The sequence below is a fragment of the Nocardioides aquaticus genome (genome assembly GCF_018459925.1).
Classification (GTDB): Bacteria; Actinomycetota; Actinomycetes; order Propionibacteriales; family Nocardioidaceae; genus Nocardioides; species Nocardioides aquaticus.
In genome coordinates this window covers 2,091,922-2,113,493 of the sequence record NZ_CP075371.1, presented here as the reverse complement: position 1 = coordinate 2,113,493, position 21,572 = coordinate 2,091,922, and the positions used below count along the sequence as shown (strand labels likewise).

17 protein-coding genes, 1 tRNA gene and 3 rRNA genes are annotated in these 21,572 nt (G+C 69.3%); 9 read left to right on the top strand and 12 right to left on the bottom strand.

The features are described 5' to 3' along the window. Positions 1–29 precede the first annotated feature (29 nt). Positions 30–1,064, bottom strand: coding sequence for an HAD-IIA family hydrolase (locus ENKNEFLB_RS10205; RefSeq protein ID WP_246535953.1), 1,035 nt, complete (start codon positions 1,062–1,064; stop codon positions 30–32). A 56-nt stretch (positions 1,065–1,120) separates the two neighbouring features. Between ENKNEFLB_RS10205 and ENKNEFLB_RS10200 the strand changes: the two genes are divergently transcribed. After that, complete coding sequence (locus ENKNEFLB_RS10200) at positions 1,121–2,314, top strand: DUF1015 family protein (protein ID WP_214059079.1); 1,194 nt, start codon at positions 1,121–1,123, stop codon at positions 2,312–2,314. Here the strand turns inward: ENKNEFLB_RS10200 and ENKNEFLB_RS10195 are convergent. The 6 genes from ENKNEFLB_RS10195 to tyrS form a co-directional block, all read right to left on the bottom strand. Further along, a complete protein-coding gene (locus ENKNEFLB_RS10195) occupies positions 2,247–2,633 on the bottom strand; it encodes a single-stranded DNA-binding protein (protein WP_214059078.1) in 387 nt (128 codons plus the stop codon). The two genes, ENKNEFLB_RS10200 and ENKNEFLB_RS10195, sit on opposite strands and share 68 nt — an antisense overlap. Before the next feature lie 168 nt (positions 2,634–2,801). Next, positions 2,802–2,918: ribosomal RNA gene (rrf, locus tag ENKNEFLB_RS10190) — 5S ribosomal RNA — on the bottom strand. Between the two features lie 182 nt (positions 2,919–3,100). After that, positions 3,101–6,253: ribosomal RNA gene (locus ENKNEFLB_RS10185) — 23S ribosomal RNA — on the bottom strand. A 344-nt stretch (positions 6,254–6,597) separates the two neighbouring features. Next, positions 6,598–8,119, bottom strand: a 16S ribosomal RNA gene (locus ENKNEFLB_RS10180). The 16S, 23S and 5S rRNA genes sit together here, the layout of an rRNA operon. Positions 8,120–8,523: 404 nt before the next feature. Continuing rightward, the gene (locus tag ENKNEFLB_RS10175; RefSeq protein ID WP_214059077.1) at positions 8,524–9,588 is read right to left on the bottom strand and encodes an alpha-hydroxy acid oxidase; all 1,065 of its coding nucleotides are present in this window, start codon (positions 9,586–9,588) and stop codon (positions 8,524–8,526) included. Then, positions 9,585–10,859, bottom strand: a complete 1,275-nt coding sequence (tyrS, locus tag ENKNEFLB_RS10170) for a tyrosine--tRNA ligase (protein ID WP_246535952.1) — start codon at positions 10,857–10,859, stop codon at positions 9,585–9,587. The genes ENKNEFLB_RS10175 and tyrS overlap by 4 nt, the downstream gene beginning before the upstream one ends. Positions 10,860–11,043: 184 nt before the next feature. Here tyrS and ENKNEFLB_RS10165 point away from each other — a divergent pair, with 184 nt between their 5' ends. The 3 genes from ENKNEFLB_RS10165 to ENKNEFLB_RS10155 are packed head-to-tail and all read left to right on the top strand — an operon-like array spanning position 11,044 to position 13,298. Then, positions 11,044–12,546, top strand: coding sequence for a serine/threonine-protein kinase (locus tag ENKNEFLB_RS10165; protein ID WP_214059075.1), 1,503 nt, complete (start codon positions 11,044–11,046; stop codon positions 12,544–12,546). 31 nt (positions 12,547–12,577) lie between these two features. After that, a complete protein-coding gene (locus ENKNEFLB_RS10160; RefSeq protein ID WP_214059074.1) occupies positions 12,578–12,985 on the top strand; it encodes a hypothetical protein in 408 nt (135 codons plus the stop codon). Between the two features lie 52 nt (positions 12,986–13,037). Then, a complete protein-coding gene (locus tag ENKNEFLB_RS10155) occupies positions 13,038–13,298 on the top strand; it encodes a DUF3072 domain-containing protein (RefSeq protein WP_214059073.1) in 261 nt (86 codons plus the stop codon). Positions 13,299–13,326: 28 nt separating this feature from the next. On the opposite strand, the gene ENKNEFLB_RS10150 is transcribed toward ENKNEFLB_RS10155, so the two are convergent. Further along, the gene (locus tag ENKNEFLB_RS10150; protein ID WP_214059072.1) at positions 13,327–13,647 is read right to left on the bottom strand and encodes a hypothetical protein; all 321 of its coding nucleotides are present in this window, start codon (positions 13,645–13,647) and stop codon (positions 13,327–13,329) included. Between the two features lie 34 nt (positions 13,648–13,681). Continuing rightward, on the bottom strand, positions 13,682–14,074 hold the full coding sequence (locus ENKNEFLB_RS10145) for a YchJ family protein (RefSeq protein ID WP_214059071.1): 393 nt from the start codon (positions 14,072–14,074) through the stop codon (positions 13,682–13,684). A 557-nt stretch (positions 14,075–14,631) separates the two neighbouring features. Here ENKNEFLB_RS10145 and ENKNEFLB_RS10140 point away from each other — a divergent pair. Both ENKNEFLB_RS10140 and ENKNEFLB_RS10135 read left to right on the top strand, forming a co-directional pair. Then, positions 14,632–15,159 carry a hypothetical protein gene (locus ENKNEFLB_RS10140; RefSeq protein WP_214059070.1) on the top strand — a complete coding sequence of 176 codons (528 nt, stop codon included), beginning with the start codon at positions 14,632–14,634 and terminating at the stop codon, positions 15,157–15,159. 143 nt (positions 15,160–15,302) lie between these two features. Then, positions 15,303–17,588 carry an ice-binding family protein gene (locus ENKNEFLB_RS10135; RefSeq protein ID WP_214059069.1) on the top strand — a complete coding sequence of 762 codons (2,286 nt, stop codon included), beginning with the start codon at positions 15,303–15,305 and terminating at the stop codon, positions 17,586–17,588. 128 nt (positions 17,589–17,716) lie between these two features. On the opposite strand, the gene ENKNEFLB_RS10130 is transcribed toward ENKNEFLB_RS10135, so the two are convergent. Together ENKNEFLB_RS10130 and ENKNEFLB_RS10125 are read right to left on the bottom strand one after the other, a co-directional pair. Further along, a tRNA-Ile gene (locus ENKNEFLB_RS10130) sits at positions 17,717–17,793 on the bottom strand. A gap of 68 nt (positions 17,794–17,861) precedes the next feature. Beyond that, entirely contained in the window at positions 17,862–18,410 is a 549-nt protein-coding gene (locus ENKNEFLB_RS10125) for a CGNR zinc finger domain-containing protein (RefSeq protein WP_214059068.1), read from the bottom strand. A 73-nt stretch (positions 18,411–18,483) separates the two neighbouring features. Here ENKNEFLB_RS10125 and ENKNEFLB_RS10120 point away from each other — a divergent pair, with 73 nt between their 5' ends. Then, positions 18,484–19,740 carry an MFS transporter gene (locus ENKNEFLB_RS10120; protein WP_214059067.1) on the top strand — a complete coding sequence of 419 codons (1,257 nt, stop codon included), beginning with the start codon at positions 18,484–18,486 and terminating at the stop codon, positions 19,738–19,740. On the opposite strand, the gene ENKNEFLB_RS10115 is transcribed toward ENKNEFLB_RS10120, so the two are convergent. Further along, positions 19,727–20,119 carry a hypothetical protein gene (locus tag ENKNEFLB_RS10115; RefSeq protein WP_214059066.1) on the bottom strand — a complete coding sequence of 131 codons (393 nt, stop codon included), beginning with the start codon at positions 20,117–20,119 and terminating at the stop codon, positions 19,727–19,729. The two genes, ENKNEFLB_RS10120 and ENKNEFLB_RS10115, sit on opposite strands and share 14 nt — an antisense overlap. Positions 20,120–20,209: 90 nt before the next feature. On the opposite strand from ENKNEFLB_RS10115, the gene ENKNEFLB_RS10110 reads away from it, so the two are divergent. Together ENKNEFLB_RS10110 and ENKNEFLB_RS10105 are read left to right on the top strand one after the other, a co-directional pair. Beyond that, on the top strand, positions 20,210–20,968 hold the full coding sequence (locus ENKNEFLB_RS10110; protein ID WP_214059065.1) for a PIG-L deacetylase family protein: 759 nt from the start codon (positions 20,210–20,212) through the stop codon (positions 20,966–20,968). A 38-nt stretch (positions 20,969–21,006) separates the two neighbouring features. Continuing rightward, positions 21,007–21,483, top strand: coding sequence for a protein-tyrosine phosphatase family protein (locus ENKNEFLB_RS10105; protein WP_214059064.1), 477 nt, complete (start codon positions 21,007–21,009; stop codon positions 21,481–21,483). Positions 21,484–21,572: the final 89 nt, after the last annotated feature.

The window sequence follows — 21,572 nt, the reverse complement described above, 5'->3', positions numbered from 1 at the left end:
GTCTCAGCCTAGCGGCGGGCGTACCGCGCTCACGGCTCCTGGAGCGCGTCGGTGGCCACGGGCTCCCCGGTGGCGTCGAGGTGGGCCCAGGCTGCCGCGGCGACGAGCTGCCACCACGCGTCGACGGTGCCGTCGCCCTCGACCACGAGCCGACCGTCGGTCGTCCGGGCCGCCCAGCCGGCGTGCTGCCACGTGTCGTCGCCGTCGCGCGGGGCCTCGGGCTCCTGGTGGGCGACGTGCAGGCCGCCGAGGTCGGCCGAGACGTACGTCGGCCGCTGCTCGGCCGGGGCGGTGACGAGCTCGCCGAGCCCGGTGACCCCGGTGAGGACGAGCAGCGTGTCGACGCCGACGGCGGTGCCGCCCTCGATGTCGGTGTCGAGCCGGTCGCCCACCATCAGCGGCCGCTCGCCACCCACCCGCGCGACGGTCTCGTCGAGCAGCGGCCGGGCGGGCTTGCCGGCCACGGTCGGCTCGACCTCGGCGAAGCGCCGCAGCGTGTCGACCAGCACCCCGTGGCCCGGTGCGGTCCCGTACGAGGTGGGGATGCTCATGTCGGTGTTGCTGGCCACCCACGGCAGGCCGTCGCGGATCAGGACGGCCGCGCGCATCACCTGGCGCCACAGCACCTCGGGGCCGTAGCCGGTCACCAGGGCGACCGGACCACCCGCGTCGCCCGGGGAGGCGCCGTCCTGGACCGTGTCGACCTCGCGCCCCTCCAGGCCCTCGGCCTCCACGGCCTGCCAGAGCCCCTCGCCGCCGAGCACGAGGACCACGGCGCCGACGCCGTGCTGGGCGCGCAGGACCGAGGCTGCCGCCTGGGCCGAGGTCACGACGTCGGCGTCGTCCAGCTGGATGCCGAGTGCACGCAGGTGGCTGACCACGGCACCCGGCGGTCGCGAGGCGTTGTTGGTGACGTAGGCGCACCGCATGCCGGCCTCGCGGGCGCGGGCCAGGTGCTCCGGCGCCCCCGGGACGGCGTCCCCGCCGACGTAGACCACGCCGTCGAGGTCGAGCATCGCCAGGTCGTAGGCGGCGGAGAGCGGGGCGTTGCTGCTGCCGAGCACGGGCGCTCCTGCGAGTGGTGGTCGGGTACGGGCGCTGGGAACCCTACGATGCCGTGATGCAGCACGGGGAAGGTCGGGGTCGGGCAGGAACGCTCGACCCCGCGTTGCGGGGCCCCCTGGTCCTCTCCCCCTTCCGGGCCCGCCGGCTCGACCTGGCGCGGGTGGCGGGCGCCCCGGGGCAGGCCGACAAGTCGGTGTCGGGCCGGCTGGTCGACGGCTCCGGCGTGGTCCTCGACGACGCGCCCGGCCTCTACGTCCACGAGTACCGCATCGGCGGGCGGCGCGTGCGTGGCCTCGTGGGCCTGCTCGACCTCGGCCTGGGGTCGCTGACCGACGCCGACCGGGGGGATGCCGCGGTGATCCCGCACGAGGCGGTCGAGCCGGACCGCGTCGACCGGCTCGCCGCACGGATGGCCGACCTGGGCCTCGACCCCGCACCGATCCTGCTCCTCCCGCTCCCCGGTCCTGGCCACGGACTCGGGATCCCGCCCGCCGACCCCCTCGACCCGCTCGTGCGGGGAGTGGTCGAGGGCGCACCCCTCGTCGCCGGGGAGGACGCCCGCCACCACGAGCACCGGGTGTGGCACGTCTGCGACCCGGACGTGGTGGCGGCCACCACCGCGGCGGTGGCGCCGCGCCGCTTCCTGCTCGCCGACGGCCACCACCGCTGGGCGGCCCACCTCGCGCTCGAGCGCGCCCGCGCCGGCTCCGGCACCTCGCCTGACCCCCGCAACGGCGACGGCCGGACCCTGGTGATGCTGGTGGACACCGTCGACCAGTCCCCCGTGCTCCACGCGCTGCACCGGGTCGTCCCCGGCCTGGGCGCCGAGCACGTGCTCGACGTCCTCGCGACGGCGGGCTACCGCACCCGACGCAGCCGTTCGGTGGGGTCGCCGGCACCACCGGAGGCGCCGCTGCGCCTGGCCCACGACGAGGTCGTCGTCGCCGACGCGCGCCGGCGGGTCCGGGTGGTCGTGCCCCACCACCCCGAGGCCACCGTCGTGGAGCAGCTGCACGCCGCGCTCGACCCCGTGGTGGGGCCGGCCGGCTACGAGTACCACCACCGGATCGGCGCCGCGCTGCGGCAGGTACGTCGCGACACCAGCGCCGTCGCCCTGGTGCTCCCGCCACCGTCGATGTCGGAGGTCACCGCTTCCGCCACCTCGGGCCGGGTGCTGCCGGTCAAGGCGACGTCGTTCCAGCCGAAGCCACCGCTCGGGGTGCTCTTCCGGTCCTGGCGCGACGGATGACGCGACCACGCAGCACCTCGACCTCGACCCGCGACGCCCGCGCGCCGGCTGCGGTGTAGAAGCGGCGTCGGAGCCGCCCCTCCACCTCGACGAGGTCGCCCTCGTGCCATCCGCCGACGCTGCGGCGCGGGCGGGCCGCCCAGGCGACGCACTCCAGGGCATCGACCTGGCGACGGGCGCCGGCGACCTCGGGACGCGGTACGACGACCCGCAGCGTCCACAGCTCGTCACCGCTGGGCATCTCGCGACGTTCCGGTTCTGCGGACACCCGACCCACGAGGCGTACCTCGTTGAGGAGCTCGGTCCCGTCCTGCTCCATCCGCACCACCTCCTCGACATCAGGATGACGGGGGAGGCCAGCCGGTGGGCGCCGCGACAGCCGGCCGGTGGAGGGCCGGACGCAACAGCCGGCCTGTGCAGGAAAAGGGGCTGAAATGCCACCAGGGGCCATGCACGAGTGCATGACCCCTGGGGCTTATCAAAAGTTGTCCGGCGGCGTCCTAGTCTCCCACAGCCTCGCGGTTGCAGTACCATCGGCGCTGAGAGGCTTAACTTCCGGGTTCGGGATGGGACCGGGTGTTTCCCTCTCGCTATGGCCGCCGTAACTCTATGACCCCTCCGGGACACGGTGTCCGCCAGTGGTGTTGCACCTGGTGGTGGTGTCGGGGGGTGGATTGTGTGGACGCAAGGACCCAGGTTGTTGGGGGTGGTCACCGTTCGGGTGGCCACTACCAGCGTGGGTCTCTCATATACGCGTAGTCGTTGTTGTCATGGTTGAGGGTTTGTGAAGACAAGCCCTCGGCCTATTAGTACCGGTCGGCTAGGCATCACTGCTGTACACCTCCGGCCTATCAACCCCATGGTCTGTGGGGGGCCTTACCCCATAACGGGTGGGAAACCTCATCTTGAAACGTGCTTCCCGCTTAGATGCATTCAGCGGTTATCACTTCCGAACGTAGCCAACCAGCCCTGCACCTGGCGGTACAACTGGCACACCAGAGGTTCGTCCATCCCGGTCCTCTCGTACTAGGGACAGCCTTTCTCAAGTTTCCTACGCGCGCGGCGGATAGGGACCGAACTGTCTCACGACGTTCTAAACCCAGCTCGCGTGCCGCTTTAATGGGCGAACAGCCCAACCCTTGGGACCTACTCCAGCCCCAGGATGCGACGAGCCGACATCGAGGTGCCAAACCATCCCGTCGATATGGACTCTTGGGGAAGATCAGCCTGTTATCCCCGGGGTACCTTTTATCCGTTGAGCGACACCCCATCCACATGGTGGTGCCGGATCACTAGTTCCGACTTTCGTCCCTGCTCGACATGTCTGTCTCACAGTCAAGCTCCCTTGTGCACTTACACTCGCCACCTGATTGCCAACCAGGCTGAGGGAACCTTTGAGCGCCTCCGTTACTCTTTAGGAGGCAACCGCCCCAGTTAAACTACCCATCAGGCACTGTCCCTGATCCAGATCATGGACCTAAGTTAGACATCTAGTACGACCAGAGTGGTATTTCAACGTTGACTCCACCCACACTGGCGTGTGGACTTCACAGTCTCCCACCTATCCTACACAAGCCGAACCAAACACCAATACCAAACTATAGTAAAGGTCCCGGGGTCTTTCCGTCCTGCCGCGCGTAACGAGCATCTTTACTCGTAGTGCAATTTCGCCGAGTCCATGGTCGAGACAGCGCCCAAGTCGTTACTCCATTCGTGCAGGTCGGAACTTACCCGACAAGGAATTTCGCTACCTTAGGATGGTTATAGTTACCACCGCCGTTTACTGGGGCTTAAGTTCTGAGCTTCACCCACAAGTGGGCTAACCCGTCCCCTTAACCTTCCAGCACCGGGCAGGAGTCAGTCCGTATACATCGTCTTACAACTTCGCACGGACCTGTGTTTTTAGTAAACAGTCGCTTGGGCCTGGTCTCTGCGGCCCTTCACGCTTCCCCAGCAAGTGGGTACACGATCCGGGCCCCCCTTCTCCCGAAGTTACGGGGGCATTTTGCCGAGTTCCTTAACCATGGTTCGCTCGATCGCCTTGGTATTCTCTACCTGATCACCTGAGTCGGTTTGGGGTACGGGCGGCGCGTAGCTCGCTAGAGGTTTTTCTCGACAGCATAGGATCACCCACTTCAGCCAACCGGCCTCGGCATCACCTCTCAGGCACGACATCGAAGTCAGCGTCCCGGATTTCCCTGGAACACACCCTACGGGCTTACCCGTGGACAACCATCGCCACGGTTGGGCTACCTTCCTGCGTCACCCCATCGCTTGACTACTACCGGATCGGTTCGTGCGCTCCACCATCACGCCATCCACCCGAAGGTGGACAGTCACGCGGCTTCGGGCACTTAGCATCACCGGGCTCGTCATGGGCGCTACTTTGCCGGTACGGGAATATCAACCCGTTGTCCATCGACTACGCCTGTCGGCCTCGCCTTAGGTCCCGACTTACCCAGGGCAGATTAGCTTGACCCTGGAACCCTTGATCAATCGGCGCACGGGTTTCTCACCCGTGATTCGCTACTCATGCCTGCATTCTCACTCGTGTCGCATCCACACCTGGATCACTCCGGCGCTTCACTCGCGACACGACGCTCCCCTACCCATCCACACACCTGAACACACCCAAGGGTGCGCTAGATCGGACATCAAAGTCCATGTGAATGCCATAGCTTCGGCGGATGACTTGAGCCCCGCTACATTGTCGGCGCGGAATCACTTGACCAGTGAGCTATTACGCACTCTTTCAAGGGTGGCTGCTTCCAAGCCAACCTCCTGGTTGTCAGTGCGACTCCACATCCTTTTCCACTTAGTCACCGCTTAGGGGCCTTAGCTGATGGTCTGGGCTGTTTCCCTCTCGACTACGAACCTTATCGCCCGCAGTCTCACTGCTGCGCTCTCACTTACCGGCATTCGGAGTTTGGCTAACGTCAGTAACCTGGTCGGGCCCATCGGCTATCCAGTGCTCTACCTCCGGCAAGAAACACGCAACGCTGCACCTAAATGCATTTCGGGGAGAACCAGCTATCACGAAGTTTGATTGGCCTTTCACCCCTATCCACAGGTCATCCCCTCAGTTTTCAACCTAAGTGGGTTCGGTCCTCCACGCGGTCTTACCCGCGCTTCAACCTGCCCATGGATAGATCACTTCGCTTCGGGTCTAGATCGTGCGACTCAACCGCCCTATTAGGACTCGCTTTCGCTACGGCTTCCCCACACGGGTTAACCTCGCCACACAACGCTAACTCGCAGGCTCATTCTTCAAAAGGCACGCCATCACCCACCGACACGCAAGCGTGTCCCAGGCTCTGACGGATTGTAGGCACATGGTTTCAGGTACTATTTCACTCCCCGCCAGGGGTACTTTTCACCTTTCCCTCACGGTACTTGTCCGCTATCGGTCATCGAGAAGTATTTAGGCTTAACGGGTGGTCCCGCCAGATTCGTACAGAATTTCAGGGGTTCCGTACTACTTGGGAGTAGACCAACGGAGACACGTACGTACACCAACGGGGCTCTCACCCTCTACGGCGCTGCTTTCCAACAGACTCAGGTTTAGCAACGTGTTTTCTTACTCCGCCGCACGATGGCAGTCAATGCGAAGATCTATCCCACAACCCCGTACACGCAACCCCTGCCAGGTATCACACGCGCACGGTTTGGCCTGATCCGATTTCGCTCGCCACTACTCTCGGAATCACTCTTGTTTTCTCTTCCTACGGGTACTGAGATGTTTCACTTCCCCGCGTTCCCTCCACACACCCTATACATTCAGGTGCAGGTGACTGGACATGATTCCAGCCAGGTTTCCCCATTCGGACACCCCCGGATCACAGCTCGGTTGCCAGCTCCCCAGGGCTTATCGCAGGCTCCAACGTCCTTCATCGGCTCTCGATGCCAAGGCATCCACCATGTGCCCTTTGCAGCTTGCCAACACAAACACTCAACAAAAACAACAAAGACACAAATTAACACTACAATATGAAAACATCACAACCACACACAAAACTAGCCCCTCACCAACGTGAGGCGACCTGTGCGGCTTTGATGCTCGCGTCCACTATCCAATAATCAAACACCATGAAGGCAACCAGCCCGCACCCCTCCACCAAGGAGGAGCCGACCAGCAGCTCCGGGTCAGAGGCGTGATGCCTCAGAACCCCAACAGCGTGTCTTGAATCCACCCCCACACCACAGTGCGGGAGAACATCGATGAGATCCACTAGTGAGCAACATCGGGGCCGAACACTCGCCGGCCCACCGTGCGTGCTCCTTAGAAAGGAGGTGATCCAGCCGCACCTTCCGGTACGGCTACCTTGTTACGACTTCGTCCCAATCGCCAGCCCCACCTTCGACGGCTCCCCCCACAAGGGTTGGGCCACCGGCTTCGGGTGTTGCCGACTTTCGTGACGTGACGGGCGGTGTGTACAAGGCCCGGGAACGTATTCACCGCAGCGTTGCTGATCTGCGATTACTAGCGACTCCGACTTCATGGGGTCGAGTTGCAGACCCCAATCCGAACTGAGACCGGCTTTTTGGGATTCGCTCCGCCTTACAGCATCGCAGCCCTTTGTACCGGCCATTGTAGCATGCGTGAAGCCCTGGACATAAGGGGCATGATGACTTGACGTCATCCCCACCTTCCTCCGAGTTGACCCCGGCAGTCTCCCATGAGTCCCCAACACCCCGAAGGGCTTGCTGGCAACATAGGATAAGGGTTGCGCTCGTTGCGGGACTTAACCCAACATCTCACGACACGAGCTGACGACAGCCATGCACCACCTGTACACCGACTAAAAGGGCACCTATCTCTAGGTGTTTCCGGCGTATGTCAAACCCAGGTAAGGTTCTTCGCGTTGCATCGAATTAATCCGCATGCTCCGCCGCTTGTGCGGGCCCCCGTCAATTCCTTTGAGTTTTAGCCTTGCGGCCGTACTCCCCAGGCGGGGCGCTTAATGCGTTAGCTGCGGCACGGAACCCGTGGACGGGTCCCACACCTAGCGCCCAACGTTTACGGTGTGGACTACCAGGGTATCTAATCCTGTTCGCTCCCCACACTTTCGCTCCTCAGCGTCAGGTAATTCCCAGAGAACCGCCTTCGCCACCGGTGTTCCTCCTGATATCTGCGCATTTCACCGCTACACCAGGAATTCCGTTCTCCCCTGAATACCTCTAGTCTGCCCGTATCGGAAGCCAGCACCGAGTTAAGCCCGGTGTTTTCACTCCCGACGCGACAAACCGCCTACGAGCCCTTTACGCCCAATAATTCCGGACAACGCTCGCACCCTACGTATTACCGCGGCTGCTGGCACGTAGTTGGCCGGTGCTTCTTCTCCCCCTACCGTCACTTTCGCTTCGTCGGAGGTGAAAGAGGTTTACAACCCGAAGGCCGTCATCCCTCACGCGGCGTTGCTGGATCAGGCTTCCGCCCATTGTCCAATATTCCCCACTGCTGCCTCCCGTAGGAGTCTGGGCCGTGTCTCAGTCCCAGTGTGGCCGGTCACCCTCTCAGGCCGGCTACCCGTCGAAGCCTTGGTAGGCCATTACCCCACCAACAAGCTGATAGGCCGCGAGCACATCCCCCACCGAAAAACTTTCCAGCAACCCACATGCGTAGGAAGCTCATATCCGGTATTAGACCCCGTTTCCGAGGCTTATCCCAAAGTGGAGGGCAGATTACTCACGTGTTACTCACCCGTTCGCCGCTCGTGTACCCCCGAAGGGGCCTTACCGCTCGACTTGCATGTGTTAAGCACGCCGCCAGCGTTCGTCCTGAGCCAGGATCAAACTCTCCATTGAAAGCCAAACCCGACAAAAAACAAACCCTGACCAAATTGCTTTGACCAGAATCATTGCCGAAAAAACAAACCCAAACAAAAAGTAAGGGCATACAAACTAATTCTCATCGACTAAACAAGACACACTGTTGAGTTCTCAAACATCACGCGCACACAGGCCTCACCATCTCTGGTTCGGTCCCGTGACCGTTGGCCCCCGCGGCTCGCTCCGGTGACCTGGACTAACGTCCTGGCCGCATCCGGTGCTGCTGGTGCGGAGACTGCCACCTCGGGGCCGGAAACCCGATCCGGACCGGATCTTGTTTCCCGCCGCTCCCTGGCGACAGATGAAACATTAGATGACGTCTGCCCGTCATGCCAACTCGGGGTCTGGTGACCCGGGCCACATGACGCCCTGACGGCCCGTCATTGCAGGTCAGCGGCTTGCGCGAGGCTCCTGAGGCCGGCCGGCGACGCCAGGCCGCGGGCGTCGGAGACCGACGAGCACCCCGCCAGGCGCAGTGTCTCGACGGTCTGGACGCCGATCTCGCGGTGCATCCGGGCCACCCCGAGCTCCCCCTCGACCAGCGCCCACATCACCGGTCGCCCCAGGAAGACCGCGTCGGCACCGAGCGCCAGCGCGGTGACGACGTCGATCCCGCTGCGCACTCCCCCGTCGACGTAGACCTGGGCGCGCCCGCCGACGGCGGCGACCACGTCCGGCAGCGCGGCGGCGGTCGCCACCGCGCGGTCGAGCTGGCGTCCCCCGTGGTTGCTGACCCACACCGCAGCGGCGCCGGCCTGCACGCAGCGCACCGCGTCGTCGGCGCGCAGGACCCCCTTGACCACCACCGGCAGTCCCGTCAGCTCCCTCAGCCAGTCGAGGTCGTGCGGTCCGAGGTCCAGTGCCTTCTCCGCGTTCGGCGCGGCCAGCTCCAGGTTCGTCCCGACCAGGTCGGGGTGCCGGCGCTCGACCGCGGCGCGCTCCGCGGCGTACTTGGTGGCCACCACCGGGGTGTCCACGGTCAGCACCACCGCGCCCGCCCCCGCGGCTACCGCCCGTCGCAGCAGCGGGATCGCCAGGGTGCGGTCCGAGGGCAGGTAGGCCTGCAACCACCACCGCACACCGGTGGCGGCCACCTCCTCGACCGTCACCCCGGCGTTGCTGGTCAGCACCATCAGGCCGTCGACCTCGGCCGTCGCCCGGGCGACGGCCAGCTCGCCGTCGGGATGCACCGCACCCTGCAACGTCGTCGGGGCGATGCCCCACGGCACTCCGGCCCGACCGTCGAGCACCGGCACCGACAGGTCGACGTCGGTGACGTCGCGGAGGACGTGCGGGTGCAACCGGTGGCCGTGCCACGCCCAGGCCGCCTCCCCCGCGGTGACGCCCTCCCGGGCGCCTTGCGCGACGTAGTCGTAGACCTCGCGGGGCAGCCGTGCCCGAGCCTGCTCCCCCAGGCCCGCGAGCCAGCGCGCGTCCTCACTCATGCGTCGACCCCGACCTCCACGCCGGCGAAACGCTTCTTGCCCCGCCGCAGCACCATCCAGCGTCCCGCCAGCAGGTCGTCGGCTCCGGGCACGGCGTCCGCGTCGTCGACCCGCACGTTGTTGAGGTAGGCGCCGCCCTCGTTGATCGTGCGGCGCGCCTCCCCCTTGCTCTTCACGAGGCCGGCCTGCACCAGCAGGTCGGCCACGGATGGCGCCGCTCCCGCGACGGTCACCACCCCGGCTCCCCGCAGCGCCGCGGCCAGGGTCGGCTCCTCGAGGTCGGTGAGGTCGCCGGACCCGAACAGCGCCGCCGCGGCCGCCTTCGCCTGCTCCACCGCACGGGCGCCGTGCACGGTCGCGGTGACCTCGTCGGCCAGGGTGCGCTGTCCCTCCCTCCGGTGGGGCGCCTCGGCGTGGCGCGCCTCGAGCGCCTCGATGTCGGCGCGGGGCAGGAAGGTGAAGACCCGGAGCAGCTCGCCGACCTTCTCGTCCTCCACGTTCAGCCAGAACTGGTGGAAGGCGTAGGGCGACAGCAGCGCCGGGTCGAGCCACAGCGCGCCACCCTCGGTCTTGCCGTACTTCGTGCCGTCCGCCCGGGTCATCAACGGGGTCGCCACGGCGTGCACCTGGGCCCGTTCCGTCCGACGGATGAGCTCGACACCGGCGGTGAGGTTGCCCCACTGGTCGGACCCGCCGAACTGCAGGGTGACGCCGTGCTGGCGGTGCAGCTCCAGGAAGTCCAGCGACTGCAGGAGGACGTAGCTGAACTCGGTGTAGCTGATGCCGCTCTCGAGGCGGGTGCGCACGACGTCCCGCGCCAGCATGCGGTTCACGGGGAAGTGCTTGCCGACGTCGCGCAGGAAGTCGACCACCGACAGCGCCGAGGTCCAGTCCAGGTTGTTCACCATGGTCGCGGCGTTCTCGCCCTCGAAGGACAGGAACGGCTCGATCTGGCCGCGCACCGAGCCCACCCACTCCGCGACGGTCTCGGCGGAGTTCATGGACCGCTCGCCGGAGTCCTTGGGGTCACCGATCATCCCGGTCGCCCCGCCGACCAGCGCGTACGGACGGTGCCCTGCCTGCTGGAGGCGTCGGGCCGTGAGGATCTGGACGAGGTGTCCCATGTGCAGGCTGGGCGCGGTCGGGTCGAAGCCCACGTAGAACCGGACGCTGCCCCCGGCCAGCGCGGCGCCGAGCGCCTCGCGATCCGTGGAGTGGGCGATCAGGCCGCGCCACTCGAGGTCCTCGAGGAGGGTGGGGTCGACGGACAACGCACTACCTTTCGTCTGCTGTCCCGGCCCACGGGCCCGCAGGCCGGGTACCCAGTGTCGCGCACCGTGCCGCCGCCACCTGCAGGCGTGGCCCCGGGCCAACCCGCGGCCCCCTAGGGTGAACGGTGGCCACGCAGGTCGGTGACAGGCGGTCCGGACGGACCACGACCAGGACGGACGAGGTGTGATCGCGAACAGGTACTCCCTCGAGCGGGAGATCGGGCGCGGCGGCATGGGTGCGGTCTGGCTCGGGCGCGACGAGCTCCTCGGCCGTGCCGTCGCCATCAAGCGGGTCGGCCGGGCACCTGGCCTCGACGACGACCACGCGGCCGACCTGAAGCGCGCGGAGCGCGAGGCCCGGATCGCGGCCAGCCTGAACCACCGCCACGTCGTTGCCGTCTTCGACCTCGTCGAGGAGCACGAGGAGCAGTGGCTCGTGATGGAGTACGTCGAGGGCCGCAGCCTGTCCCAGACCGTGCGCGACGACGGTCCGCTCGACGTCGACCGCGCCGGTGCCATCCTCGCCGACGCCGCCGGCGCCCTGGCCACCGCGCACGCCAGCGGCATCGTGCACCGCGATGTCAAGCCGTCCAACATCCTGCTCACCGCAGCGGGCGAGGCCAAGCTGCTCGACTTCGGCATCGCCCGCGCCCAGGGCGACCTCACGCTCACCCAGACCGGGCTGGTCAGCGGATCCCCGGCGTACCTGGCCCCGGAGGTGGCCTCCGGCGCCCCCGCCACGACGGCCAGCGACGTGTGGTCCCTCGGGGCCACGCTGTTCCACCTGCTCTCTGGGCACCCGCCCTACGACGTGGGCGACAACATCGTGGGCGGTCTCTACCGGATCGTCCACGAGGAGCCGCCGGTCCTCGACGACGCCGGCTGGCTCGCCCCGCTGCTGGCCGCCACCATGGTGCGCGACCCCGACCGGCGGTGGAGCATGGCGCACGTCACCTCCTACCTGCAGGCCGGCCCTCGCGAGACGCCGGCGGTGGACCAGGACCGCACCCGTCCCGTGGCCGCGGTGCCGCCGGTCGACGCCACCCAGGTCACCACCCCGGTGCCGGACCCCGCAGCCTGGAGCGCCGTCACGCCGCCCGCCGTCGAGCCGCCCGCCGTCGAGCCGCCCGCCGTCGAGCCGGGCGCCTCCACCGCCGGGACCGACCCAGCCCCCGAGCGCACGAGGCGACGAGGCCCGCTGCTCGCGCTGGCCGCCCTGGTGGCCCTCCTGCTCGCCGCGATCGTCTTCTTCCTCCTGCTGCCCGACGACCAGCAGGCACCACCGGCCGCCGACCCCGCGCCGTCCGCGACGAGCGACCCGTCGCCCCCGTCCGAGTCGGCCGACCCGTCCGACGAGCCGTCGCCGGCCGCCCCCACGGCGGCAGGGATGCGGTCCTTCGTCTCCGGGTACCTGCAGACCGCGGCCTCCGACCCCGACGCAGGGTTCGCGATGCTCACGCCGTCGTTCCAGCAGGAGAGCGGCGGCCTGTCGGGCTACACGGGGTTCTGGGGACAGGTCACGTCGGTGCAGCAGCCCGAGTTCTCCGAAGTCGACCCGGAGAGCCTGACGGTCGGGTATACCTACACCTACCGCACCGCGAACGGGGGCGAGTTCGTCGACGACGTCGGGCTCCAGCTCGCCTACGACCCGGCGACGGACCGATACCTGATCGCTGACGAGGCCTGACCCCCCGCGGGCCGGAGAGGCGGGAGCCGCCATGCACCTCCCCCCGACCCCGTCCATCGCCGGACTGGACGTCGAACGCCTCGACGAGCTGAGGGACCTCGACCCCGGGGACACGTCCTACCTGGACCGGGCCGTGGCCAACTTCGTCCGCAACTCCCTCGAGGCTCCTGCGGTGTTCCGCGAGATCATCGCCGCTGGGGATGCCAACCGGCTGCGGGCCAGCGCCCACCGGTTGCTGGGCAGTGCGCTGAACCTCGGGACGGTGGTGGCGGTCGAGCCGCTGCGCGCCCTGGAGTCGCACGGCGACAGCGGGACCACCGACGGCGCCGAGCTGCTCGTCCCGGCCGCCGACGGCGCCCTACGACGCGGCCGTGCCCAGCTGGCGCTCTACCAGGAGACCTACCGGGCGATGACCGCGGACCCGGCACACAGCGCCTGAGACCGCACCGGGTCGACCCCGAGGGGTGAGCAGCTGGTCGTACGGTGGCTCCATGAGTGATTCGAACACAGGAGCGAACGAGGCCGACTCGTCCACCGACGAGGTGCTCGGCGCCGAGAACCCCAGCCCCTCCAACGCGGAGAAGGACACCGACGACTGGGTCACCGGCGACGAGCCGATGACCGGCGCGCAGAAGTCGTACCTCGACACGCTGGCCCGCGAGGCCGGCGAGACGCTGCCGGCGGACCTCACCAAGGCTGCGGCCTCGGACCACATCGAGCGCCTCCAGTCCTCCACGGGCCGCGGCGCCTGAGGGACGGGCAAGACCTACCGCCGGTGGGTCAGGTGAAGGGGTCGGGTGGCATCTCGACGGCCCGGGCCGTCAGCTGCCACCCCCCGTCACCTCGGTCGAGCCACCCGTCGTCGCCGAAGCTCCCGCTCACGGCGACGACGTAGAAACGCTCGCGCGCCCACTGCTCGAAGGTCTCGCGCTCGGTGCGCGAGACGTCCGACCGCACGACGCCCATCAGCTGCCAGCCCTCGTCGCGCGGGAGGGCCAGCACCTGCCCGACGTGGTCAGGTGCGAACCGGGTCAGCGCCTCGGGGCTGGTCTCGAGGATCGGCGCCCCGGAAGCGACCTGGCGGGCCGTCTGCTCGTCCATGCCGCCCACCGTGCCAGACGGACGTGGGCCGTCCTCATCCCTCCGGGTCGGCCCCGACGTAGACCCAGCGGCTCCGCCGTCGTTCGAAGCGGCTGAGCTCGCGGAGCACGCCCTGCTCCCCCGTCGAGGTCGAGCGCCAGTGCGCCTCGAAGCCGACCAGCCCCGCCTCGTCACCGGGCCCGCCGTCCTCCACCCGGGTGACGACGAGCCCCTCCCACGTCAGGTCCGGGACGCCGCGCACCTCGGGCGGCCGGGTCCGGGGGTGCCACGTGCGGAACAGGTGGTCGGCCTCACCGAGGGCGTACGCGCTGTAGCGCGACCTCATCAACGCCTCCGCGGTCGGTGACGGCTCCCCCAGGTGCGCCCGCCGGCAGCAGGAGGCGTACGGAGACCCGCTCCCGCACGGGCAGGGCTGCAGCGCGTCCATGGGTCGCACTCTGCCAGGGAACCCGCCCAGGACCGCCGCGGCCCGGCACGACGACGCTGGTCGTCGTGCGGGAGTGGGCGAGGTCATGCTGCCCGGGTTCGGCTGCCGCACGCGTGCGCCGTACCGTTTCCCCCGACCGGTGGGGCCCCGAGCCGCGCCGGTCTTCCGGACGCCCCCGCCGACCCTCCCCCCAGGACCGGCGGGGGCGTTCGTCGTCCGACCAGGGACCGGCAACGACCGGAGACGTGCCGAGGATCGGCTGGACCCGTGTGGATCCACGTGGGGCAAGTGGGGATCGCACCCCACGACCCGGCCCGGCACTGTCGAGTGCCGGGTCTCGGACCTGCCTCCAGAGCGGCAGCTCCGGTCCGACCGGACTAGCCCCACCAGCCTTCCGTTCAACTTGCGGCTCGACGGCACCGAGATTCAGGTTGTCGCAGGAGCGACTCATCTGAGTTGTTCCTTCCAGCGACACGGCATCACCGGTGCGAACCGGCGGCGCAGAGGCCACGCGAGAGATCGGGCTCGACCGGGGCGCCAGGCGAAAAGGGAGTCCCATGAACAGCAGCAGCTCCGAGATCGAGACCGACACCCACCACGACGGCGCGCCGAAGCGGTTCACCCGCAAGAAGAAGGTCGCCGCGATGACGGCCGCCGGACTGACGGTCGCTGCCGCGGCCTTCGCCTACTGGACCACCACCGGGTCCGGTGAGGGTGACGCCGACACCGGGACGACGTCGGCTGTCGAGATCAACCAGACAAGCACGGTGACCGACCTGGCACCCGGTTCAGGCACCCAGGCGTTGAGTGGCGACTTCACCAACACCACCAACGACGGACCCGTCTACATCTCCGCCGTGAGTGCGACGATCAGCGAGGTCAACGACGGAAGTGGCGCCACCCTGGTCGGCTGCGACGCCGGCGACTACACCATCGCCGGCACGGGGGCCGTGGACTCCCAGATCCCCGTGGGCACGGGGGTGGGGTCGTGGGGCAACCTGACGATCGAGTTCGACAACGACCCTGCGACGAACCAGGACGCCTGCAAGAACGCCCAGCTCGTAATCGCCTACACCGCCACCTGATCGAGTCCCTGGCCCGGAACCAGGGACCTGCGTGTCGCACAGCCACGTCGCGCTGGTGCGGGTCACCACCCGCACTAGCCAGGCGTGGCGGGGCGACCCCCACCGCTCCGAACGCGCACGCCAACAGATTGCTGTCGCCGAAGATGAGCCGAGCCACTGGTCGGAAGCGGGCAGCTGCGGCCCGTCGCGCCAGGACGCTGACCGCTTCCTTCGCCCTGCTGGTGATGGCGCTGGTCGCCTCCGCGGAATCACCGGCGGGCGCCTACTGGACCGTGAGCTCGTCCGGGACCGGAACGGCCACGACGGGCACCCTCACCTCCCCGGTGGACGTCACGACGGCGCCGGCCGCGGGCTCGGAGGTGGACATCTCCTGGGCCTCGGGGCCCGGCGGCGTCGCACCCGCCGGGTACTACCTCACCCGGCACACGGCCGCAGCCGCGAACAGCCCGGCCACGGTGGAGCCGGCCTGCGCGACCGCCCCCACCCAGCTGACGCCCGGCTTCAGCTGCACCGATGCCCCCGTGCCCGACGGCGACCACACCTACGTCGTCGTCGCGGTCTCGGCCCACGGTTCGTGGACTGCACCCAGCGCCCCGAGCGAGGTGGTCAGCGTCCGTACCGCCTCCGTGCTCGCTTTCGACACCGAGCCGAGCGACGTCACCGTGGACACCCCGATCACACCACCGGTCACGGTGTCCCTGCGCACCGCATCCGACCAACCCGTGGCGACCGCCGGGGTGCCGGTGACCATCGCCGTCGCCGAGAACCCGGCCGACGGCACCCTGGCCGGGGTGACGACCCGGGACACCGACGTCGAAGGAAGGGTCTCCTTCGCCGGGTTGTCCCTCGACCGCCCCAGCAGGGGGTACACCCTGGTCGCCACCAGCCCTGGACTCACGGCCGCGACGAGCACGGAGTTCGCGGTGACCGCGCCCCCACTGCTCGGCGCCGCCCGGACCTTCTCGGTGCTCGCCGGCACCGCGGTCGTCAACACCGGCGTGTCGTCGATCAGCGGCGATGTCGGGGTGAGCCCCGGAACTGCGATCTCAGGTCTGGGCCCGCACGACGTCGGTGGCGAGCTCCACGCCGGTGGCGTGGAGGCGGCCCACGCCCAGGAAGCCACGGCCCTGGCCTACGCCGAGCTGGCTGCGAGGCCCGTCCCCGCGGAGAACGAGCTGGTCGGTGACCTCGGTGGACGTACCCTCGGGCCCGGCGTCTACCACAGCACCGCCGCCCTCGCGCTCACAGGAGTCCTGACCCTGGACGCCCAGCAGGACCCCGACGCGACCTTCGTGTTCCAGGCGGACGCCGCGTTCGACACCGCCGCCGGCGCCCGCATCCAGCTCGTCGGCGGGGCGAAGGCTGCCAACGTCTTCTGGGTGGTCGCCGGCGCCGCCGGCGCCGGCGCGGCCTCCCAGCTGGCAGGCACCATCCTGTCGCACGGGGCGATCACCCTCGGCGCCGGGACCGCGCTCACCGGACGTGCGCTCTCCACCGGCACCGTCACCCTGGCCGGCAACAGCGTCCGGTTCACCTCCGACCTGCCACCCACGATGACGATCGCCGGTGGTGCGACCCGGACCAGCAAGGATCCCACCCCGACCATCTCCGGCACCACCACTGCGCCCGCAGCAAGTCCGGTCACCGTGACCCTCGAGGGACAGGTCCTGTCCACCACCGCTGCGGTCGACGGCACCTGGGCCGTCACCGCCTCCACCCTGGCTGCAGGCGTCCATCAGGTCGTCGCCAAGGTGCGCGCACCCAGCGGCGACGGCGCCAGCGCCGCCCAGGCCCTCACCGTCGAGGTGAACCCGCAGCCGGTGGTTCTCGGCACCGCCGCCTCGTTCTCCGTGCTGGCCAGCACCGGCGTCGTCAGCACCGGACTCACCCACCTGAGCGGCGACCTCGGCGTCAGCCCCTCCGCCTCCGTCACCGGGTTCGGACCCTCCGAAGGGGGCACCCTGGACGGCAGCATCCACGCCGCCGACGCCGTCGCGTCAACAGCCCGCGACGAGCTGGTCGCTGCCCTCGACGATGCGTCGACCCGCCTCCCGCACACCGAGATCGCCGGCGATCTCGGCGGGCGGACGTTCCACGGCGGGGTGCACCACATCACCGCAGCGCTCGCCCTGACGGGCGCCGTCGTCCTCGACGGTGAGGGAGACCCGAACTCCGTCTTCATCTTCCAGACCGATGCGGCATTCAACACCTCAGCCGGCAGCACGGTCGTCCTCGCCGGCGGCGCGCAGGCCAGCAACGTCTTCTGGATCGTCACCGGAGCTGCAGGCAGCGGCGCCAACTCGTCGCTGGCAGGTTCCGTCCTCGCGCGGGGCGCGATCACCCTCGGCGCCGGCACCACCTTGGAGGGCCGGGCCCTCTCCCTCGGCACCGTCACCCTGGCCTCGAACACGCTGAGTCAGGTCCAGTGACGCGGTGTCGCCGGGAGGTCCGTGAGAGGGGCCGGCCCGTCGCAGTGCGATGCGTCAGTCGAGGACGTCGCGCAGCGGCTCGCCTCGGGTTGTCGTCGTGCGGGACTCGGCACTCGCGTTGTGGCTGATGGTGGGGCGGGTGGGGCTCGAACCCACGACCCAAGGATTATGAGTCCTCTGCTCTGACCGACTGAGCTACCGCCCCGGGCGACGCCGAGGAACTCTAGCGGCGGGTGCCGAGCACACGAGCAGGGACGTCGCCACGACGTCCCCTCAGTCCCGGAGAGCCTGCTTGAACTTCTGCTGCTTGGCCCGGTTGCCACAGACCTTCATGGAGCACCAGCGGCCGGTGCGCGAGCGTGAGTGGTCGTAGAACGCCCAGCGGCAGGTGTCGTTGCCGCACACCTTGAGTCGCGACCAGGTGCCGTCGACCACAGCGGCCGAGACCGCCGACATCAACCGCCCGACGAGCCCGGGCACACCATGGCCGGCGGCACGCCAGGTGAGGCCTCCGGCGGCCAGGCTCGGCCGCACCACGCCCCACGACATGGCGTCGTCGACGACACCCAGCGCCCCGACGTCGGCCGCGGCGCCGTCGTGGTGGGCGAGCAGGAGCGACCGCAGCGCCTCGCGCAGCTCGAGGACGCGGGCGAGGTCGGCGGCCGCTGCCCCCGGGGGCGGACACCCCCGCTCGCGTGCCCAGGCGTCGAGGTCCGCAGGACCGGCGAGCGCCTCGACACCGTCCTCGACGTCGAGGGTGTTCACGAAGGCGCGCACGAGCTCCAGCTCGCCCGGGGCCTGCGGGCCCGCATCCGTCTCCATCCGGGCAACTGTAACCGTCGTCGGCGCCTTGGTGGTTGCACCACCCGGCGGCGCGTCGATAACCTTCGTGACCATGAAGACGGTTACTGAGACGAGCGCCTGGGCGTCCACCGAGTTCCGGGCGCTCTGGCGGGCGAGCACGATGTCGGTCGCCGGGTCCGAGGTCGGGGAGCTCGCGGTGCCGGTGCTCGCGCTCGTCGTCCTCCACGCCTCGCCCACCGAGCTGTCGTGGGTGCGCGTGGCCCAGTTCGCGCCGTTCCTGCTGCTGACCCTGCCCCTCGGCGTCCTCGTCGACCGGCGGCCCCGCCGTCGGCTCATGGTGCAGGCCGACCTGCTGCGCGGGGTGCTGCTGCTCACCGTCGCCGGTCTCGCGCTCACGGCGGTCCTGAGCGTGCCGGTCCTGGTCGCCCTGGTGGCTGTCGTCGGTGCCTGCACCGTCCTCTACACCATGGCCGACTTCTCGTTCCTCCCCCAGGTCCTCACGCCGACCCAGCTCCCGGACGGGAACGCCCGGATCACCGCCACCCACTCCGCGCTGGGCATCGGGGGGCAAGGGGTCGGAGGGGCGCTGGTGCAGGTGATCACGGCACCGTGGGCGCTGGTGGTGAACGGGCTCGCCTACCTGGGATCGGCCCTCTTCCTGCGCCAGGTCCGCACGGTCGAGGAGCAGCCGGCCCCGGCCACGGAGCCGGGCTGGGCCGCGGCCTGGGCCGGGGTCCGCGCCCTCTGCCGTCATCGACGGGTCCGGGCGCTGGCCGCCGAGGCCACGATCTGGAACCTCGGCAACGAGCTGCTGATGCTGTCGGTCATCATCCTGGTCGTGCGGACCTACGACCTGGGTCCGCTGGTCCTGGGACTGGTGCTGACTGCCGGCGGCGTGGGCGCCTTCGCGGGGAGCGCCCTCAGCGCGCGACTGACGTGCGCCGTCGGGTACGGCCCGGGCCTGGTGGCGGCCATGCTGGTGGGCAACTCCGCGCCCCTCGCCGTCGTCGCACTCACCTCGGGCTCGACGTGGCGGGTCCTGCTGCTCGCGGCCGCCTTCCTCGTCTCCGGCGTCGGGATCGGGGTCGCCAACTCCCAGGCCGTCACGGTGCGGCAGCTCGCGGTGCCCGAGGCGCTCCGCGGCCGGGTCAACGCCGCCTACCGCTTCCTGTCATGGGGCGCGCTGGCCGTCGGCGCCCTGGGTGCCGGTCTGCTCGTCGACACCGCCGGGGCCTACCGCGGGGCCGTGGTCGGGGCGGTCGTGATGGCGTGCGCCACCATCCCGGTGGCGCTGTCGCCGGTACGCCGGATGCGGTCGACCGTCGACCCCGAGCTCAGCGGAGGCTGAGCGAGGACCCGTCGTCGTTGCGACGGGAGTCGACGGCCAGCGCCACGGCGTTCAGCGCGGCCCAGCCCATCGTCACGGCCAGCACCTTCTGGCGCACGTCGGGGTCGGAGGTCCGCGCGGCGAGCACGAGGCCGTCACCGACGTCGTTCAGGATCCGCAGCTTCATCGCGGTCCGCACGGTGCGACCCGAGCGGCCGAACATCCCGAAGGAGCTGATCGCCAGGTCGCGCACGGCGTAGGTGCGTGCCAGGACCTCCCAGGCGCCCATCTCGGACGACGGCGCCTCGACGGCCTTGCCGAGGTGGGCGGGCTGGGCGAGGGCGAAGACGCCGTACCCGGCGGTGGCGGTGGACATGAGGCGGCTGAGCTTGTAGGTCATGGCCCCTGTCTACCCGTGCCGGGGCGGGCCCGAGTCACCCTCGGGGGTCGATCGCGACGGGCCCGGCCGCGGGCGTGGGACGCTCGGTGCATGACCGAGCAGCCGGCAGCACCCCTGGACCCCCTCGAGCCGCTGGACGAGACCTGGGCGACGGCGCTCTGCGTGGTCGCCCACCCCGACGACCTCGAGTTCGGCGCGGCGGCGGCCGTCGCTCGCTGGACCGGGCAGGGCAAGCGGGTCGCGTACTGCATGGTGACCTCCGGCGAGGCCGGCATCGACGGCCTGCACCCCGACGAGTGCCGGCGCGTGCGCGAGGGCGAGCAGGTGGCCTCGGCCCGGCTGGTCGGCGTGGACGACGTCGAGTTCCTGGGCCTGCCCGACGGTGTCCTCGAGTACGGCGTGCCCCTGCGCCGCGCGATCGCCCACGCCGTGCGAAGCCATCGCCCCGACGTCGTGCTGACCAACAACCCGCGCGACACCTGGGGTGGACGGAACCTCAACCAGGCCGACCACATCGCCGTCGGCCGCGCCACGCTGGACGCCGTGCGCGACGCCGGCAACCGGTGGGTCTTCCCGGAGCAGCTGGTCGACGGCCTCGAGCCGTGGGGTGGGGTGCGCGCGGTGTGGGCGCACGGGTCGCCGCTGGCCGAGCACGGCGTCGACGTGACGGCGACCTTCGACGCGGGCGTCGCCTCGCTGGACGCCCACCGCGCCTACATCGACGGCCTGGGCTGGGAGCACTTCGACCCGCGGGAGTTCCTCGAGGGCATCGCCCGGCCGACCGGGCAGCGGATGGGGGTCGCGATGGCGACCGCCTTCGAGGAGTTCCCGATGGGCTGGGGCGGCTGAGGCCTCCCTTCCCGCGGGACGCTCGGGACACGGCGCCGATGGGTACGTGGGATGCACGCTGGGCAGGAGTCGTCACCCTGCCGGACGGACGGCGCGTCCGCGGTCGCGGGCTCCGCGACGGCACGACCACGGTAGGAGACCACGCGCCGGAGCTCGGGCTGTACCTCACGGCGAGGGAGCACCGTGAGGCCGGTTGGGAGTCATGGTGGATCCGTTGGCCGGACTTCCGCCTGCCTCACTCGACCCCGGACGCGCTCGTGGCGCTTCGCGACGCCTTCGAGCGTGCGGCCACGACGAGGGTCGAGATCGCCTGCAACGGGGGCACCGGGCGGACCGGCACGGCGATCGCCGTCCTGGCGCGGTACGCCGGGCTCCCCGCGGAGGACGCCGTGACCTGGGTGCGCACGAGCTACCGGGCCGGAGCCGTGGAGACACCGGGCCAGCGACGCCTCGTCCGCAGCGCCAGCCTCGAACCCCGGTCCGGCACGGAAGAGGCACCCCCGCACGGACCCTGAGGGCCGGGGCGCGCCGCCCCAGGATTCCCCAAGGCGGGAGGTCCACGGTGACGGCAATCGTCTAGCGAAGCGGGGGTTGTCATGAGGTT

Bases quoted from the DNA above. Each gene is read 5' to 3' on its own strand.
- ENKNEFLB_RS10160 (WP_214059074.1), top strand. From the start codon at position 12,578: ATGCACCTCCCCCCGACCCCGTCCATCGCCGGACTGGACGTCGAACGC.
- ENKNEFLB_RS10140 (WP_214059070.1), top strand. From the start codon at position 14,632: ATGAACAGCAGCAGCTCCGAGATCGAGACCGACACCCACCACGACGGC.
- ENKNEFLB_RS10115 (WP_214059066.1), bottom strand. From the start codon at position 20,119: ATGACCTACAAGCTCAGCCGCCTCATGTCCACCGCCACCGCCGGGTAC.
- ENKNEFLB_RS10120 (WP_214059067.1), top strand. From the start codon at position 18,484: ATGAAGACGGTTACTGAGACGAGCGCCTGGGCGTCCACCGAGTTCCGG.
- ENKNEFLB_RS10135 (WP_214059069.1), top strand. From the start codon at position 15,303: ATGAGCCGAGCCACTGGTCGGAAGCGGGCAGCTGCGGCCCGTCGCGCC.
- ENKNEFLB_RS10105 (WP_214059064.1), top strand. From the start codon at position 21,007: ATGGGTACGTGGGATGCACGCTGGGCAGGAGTCGTCACCCTGCCGGAC.
- ENKNEFLB_RS10145 (WP_214059071.1), bottom strand. From the start codon at position 14,074: ATGGACGCGCTGCAGCCCTGCCCGTGCGGGAGCGGGTCTCCGTACGCC.
- ENKNEFLB_RS10150 (WP_214059072.1), bottom strand. From the start codon at position 13,647: ATGGACGAGCAGACGGCCCGCCAGGTCGCTTCCGGGGCGCCGATCCTC.
- ENKNEFLB_RS10195 (WP_214059078.1), bottom strand. From the start codon at position 2,633: ATGGAGCAGGACGGGACCGAGCTCCTCAACGAGGTACGCCTCGTGGGT.
- ENKNEFLB_RS10155 (WP_214059073.1), top strand. From the start codon at position 13,038: ATGAGTGATTCGAACACAGGAGCGAACGAGGCCGACTCGTCCACCGAC.
- ENKNEFLB_RS10125 (WP_214059068.1), bottom strand. From the start codon at position 18,410: ATGGAGACGGATGCGGGCCCGCAGGCCCCGGGCGAGCTGGAGCTCGTG.
- ENKNEFLB_RS10175 (WP_214059077.1), bottom strand. From the start codon at position 9,588: ATGAGTGAGGACGCGCGCTGGCTCGCGGGCCTGGGGGAGCAGGCTCGG.
- ENKNEFLB_RS10110 (WP_214059065.1), top strand. From the start codon at position 20,210: ATGACCGAGCAGCCGGCAGCACCCCTGGACCCCCTCGAGCCGCTGGAC.
- ENKNEFLB_RS10200 (WP_214059079.1), top strand. From the start codon at position 1,121: ATGCAGCACGGGGAAGGTCGGGGTCGGGCAGGAACGCTCGACCCCGCG.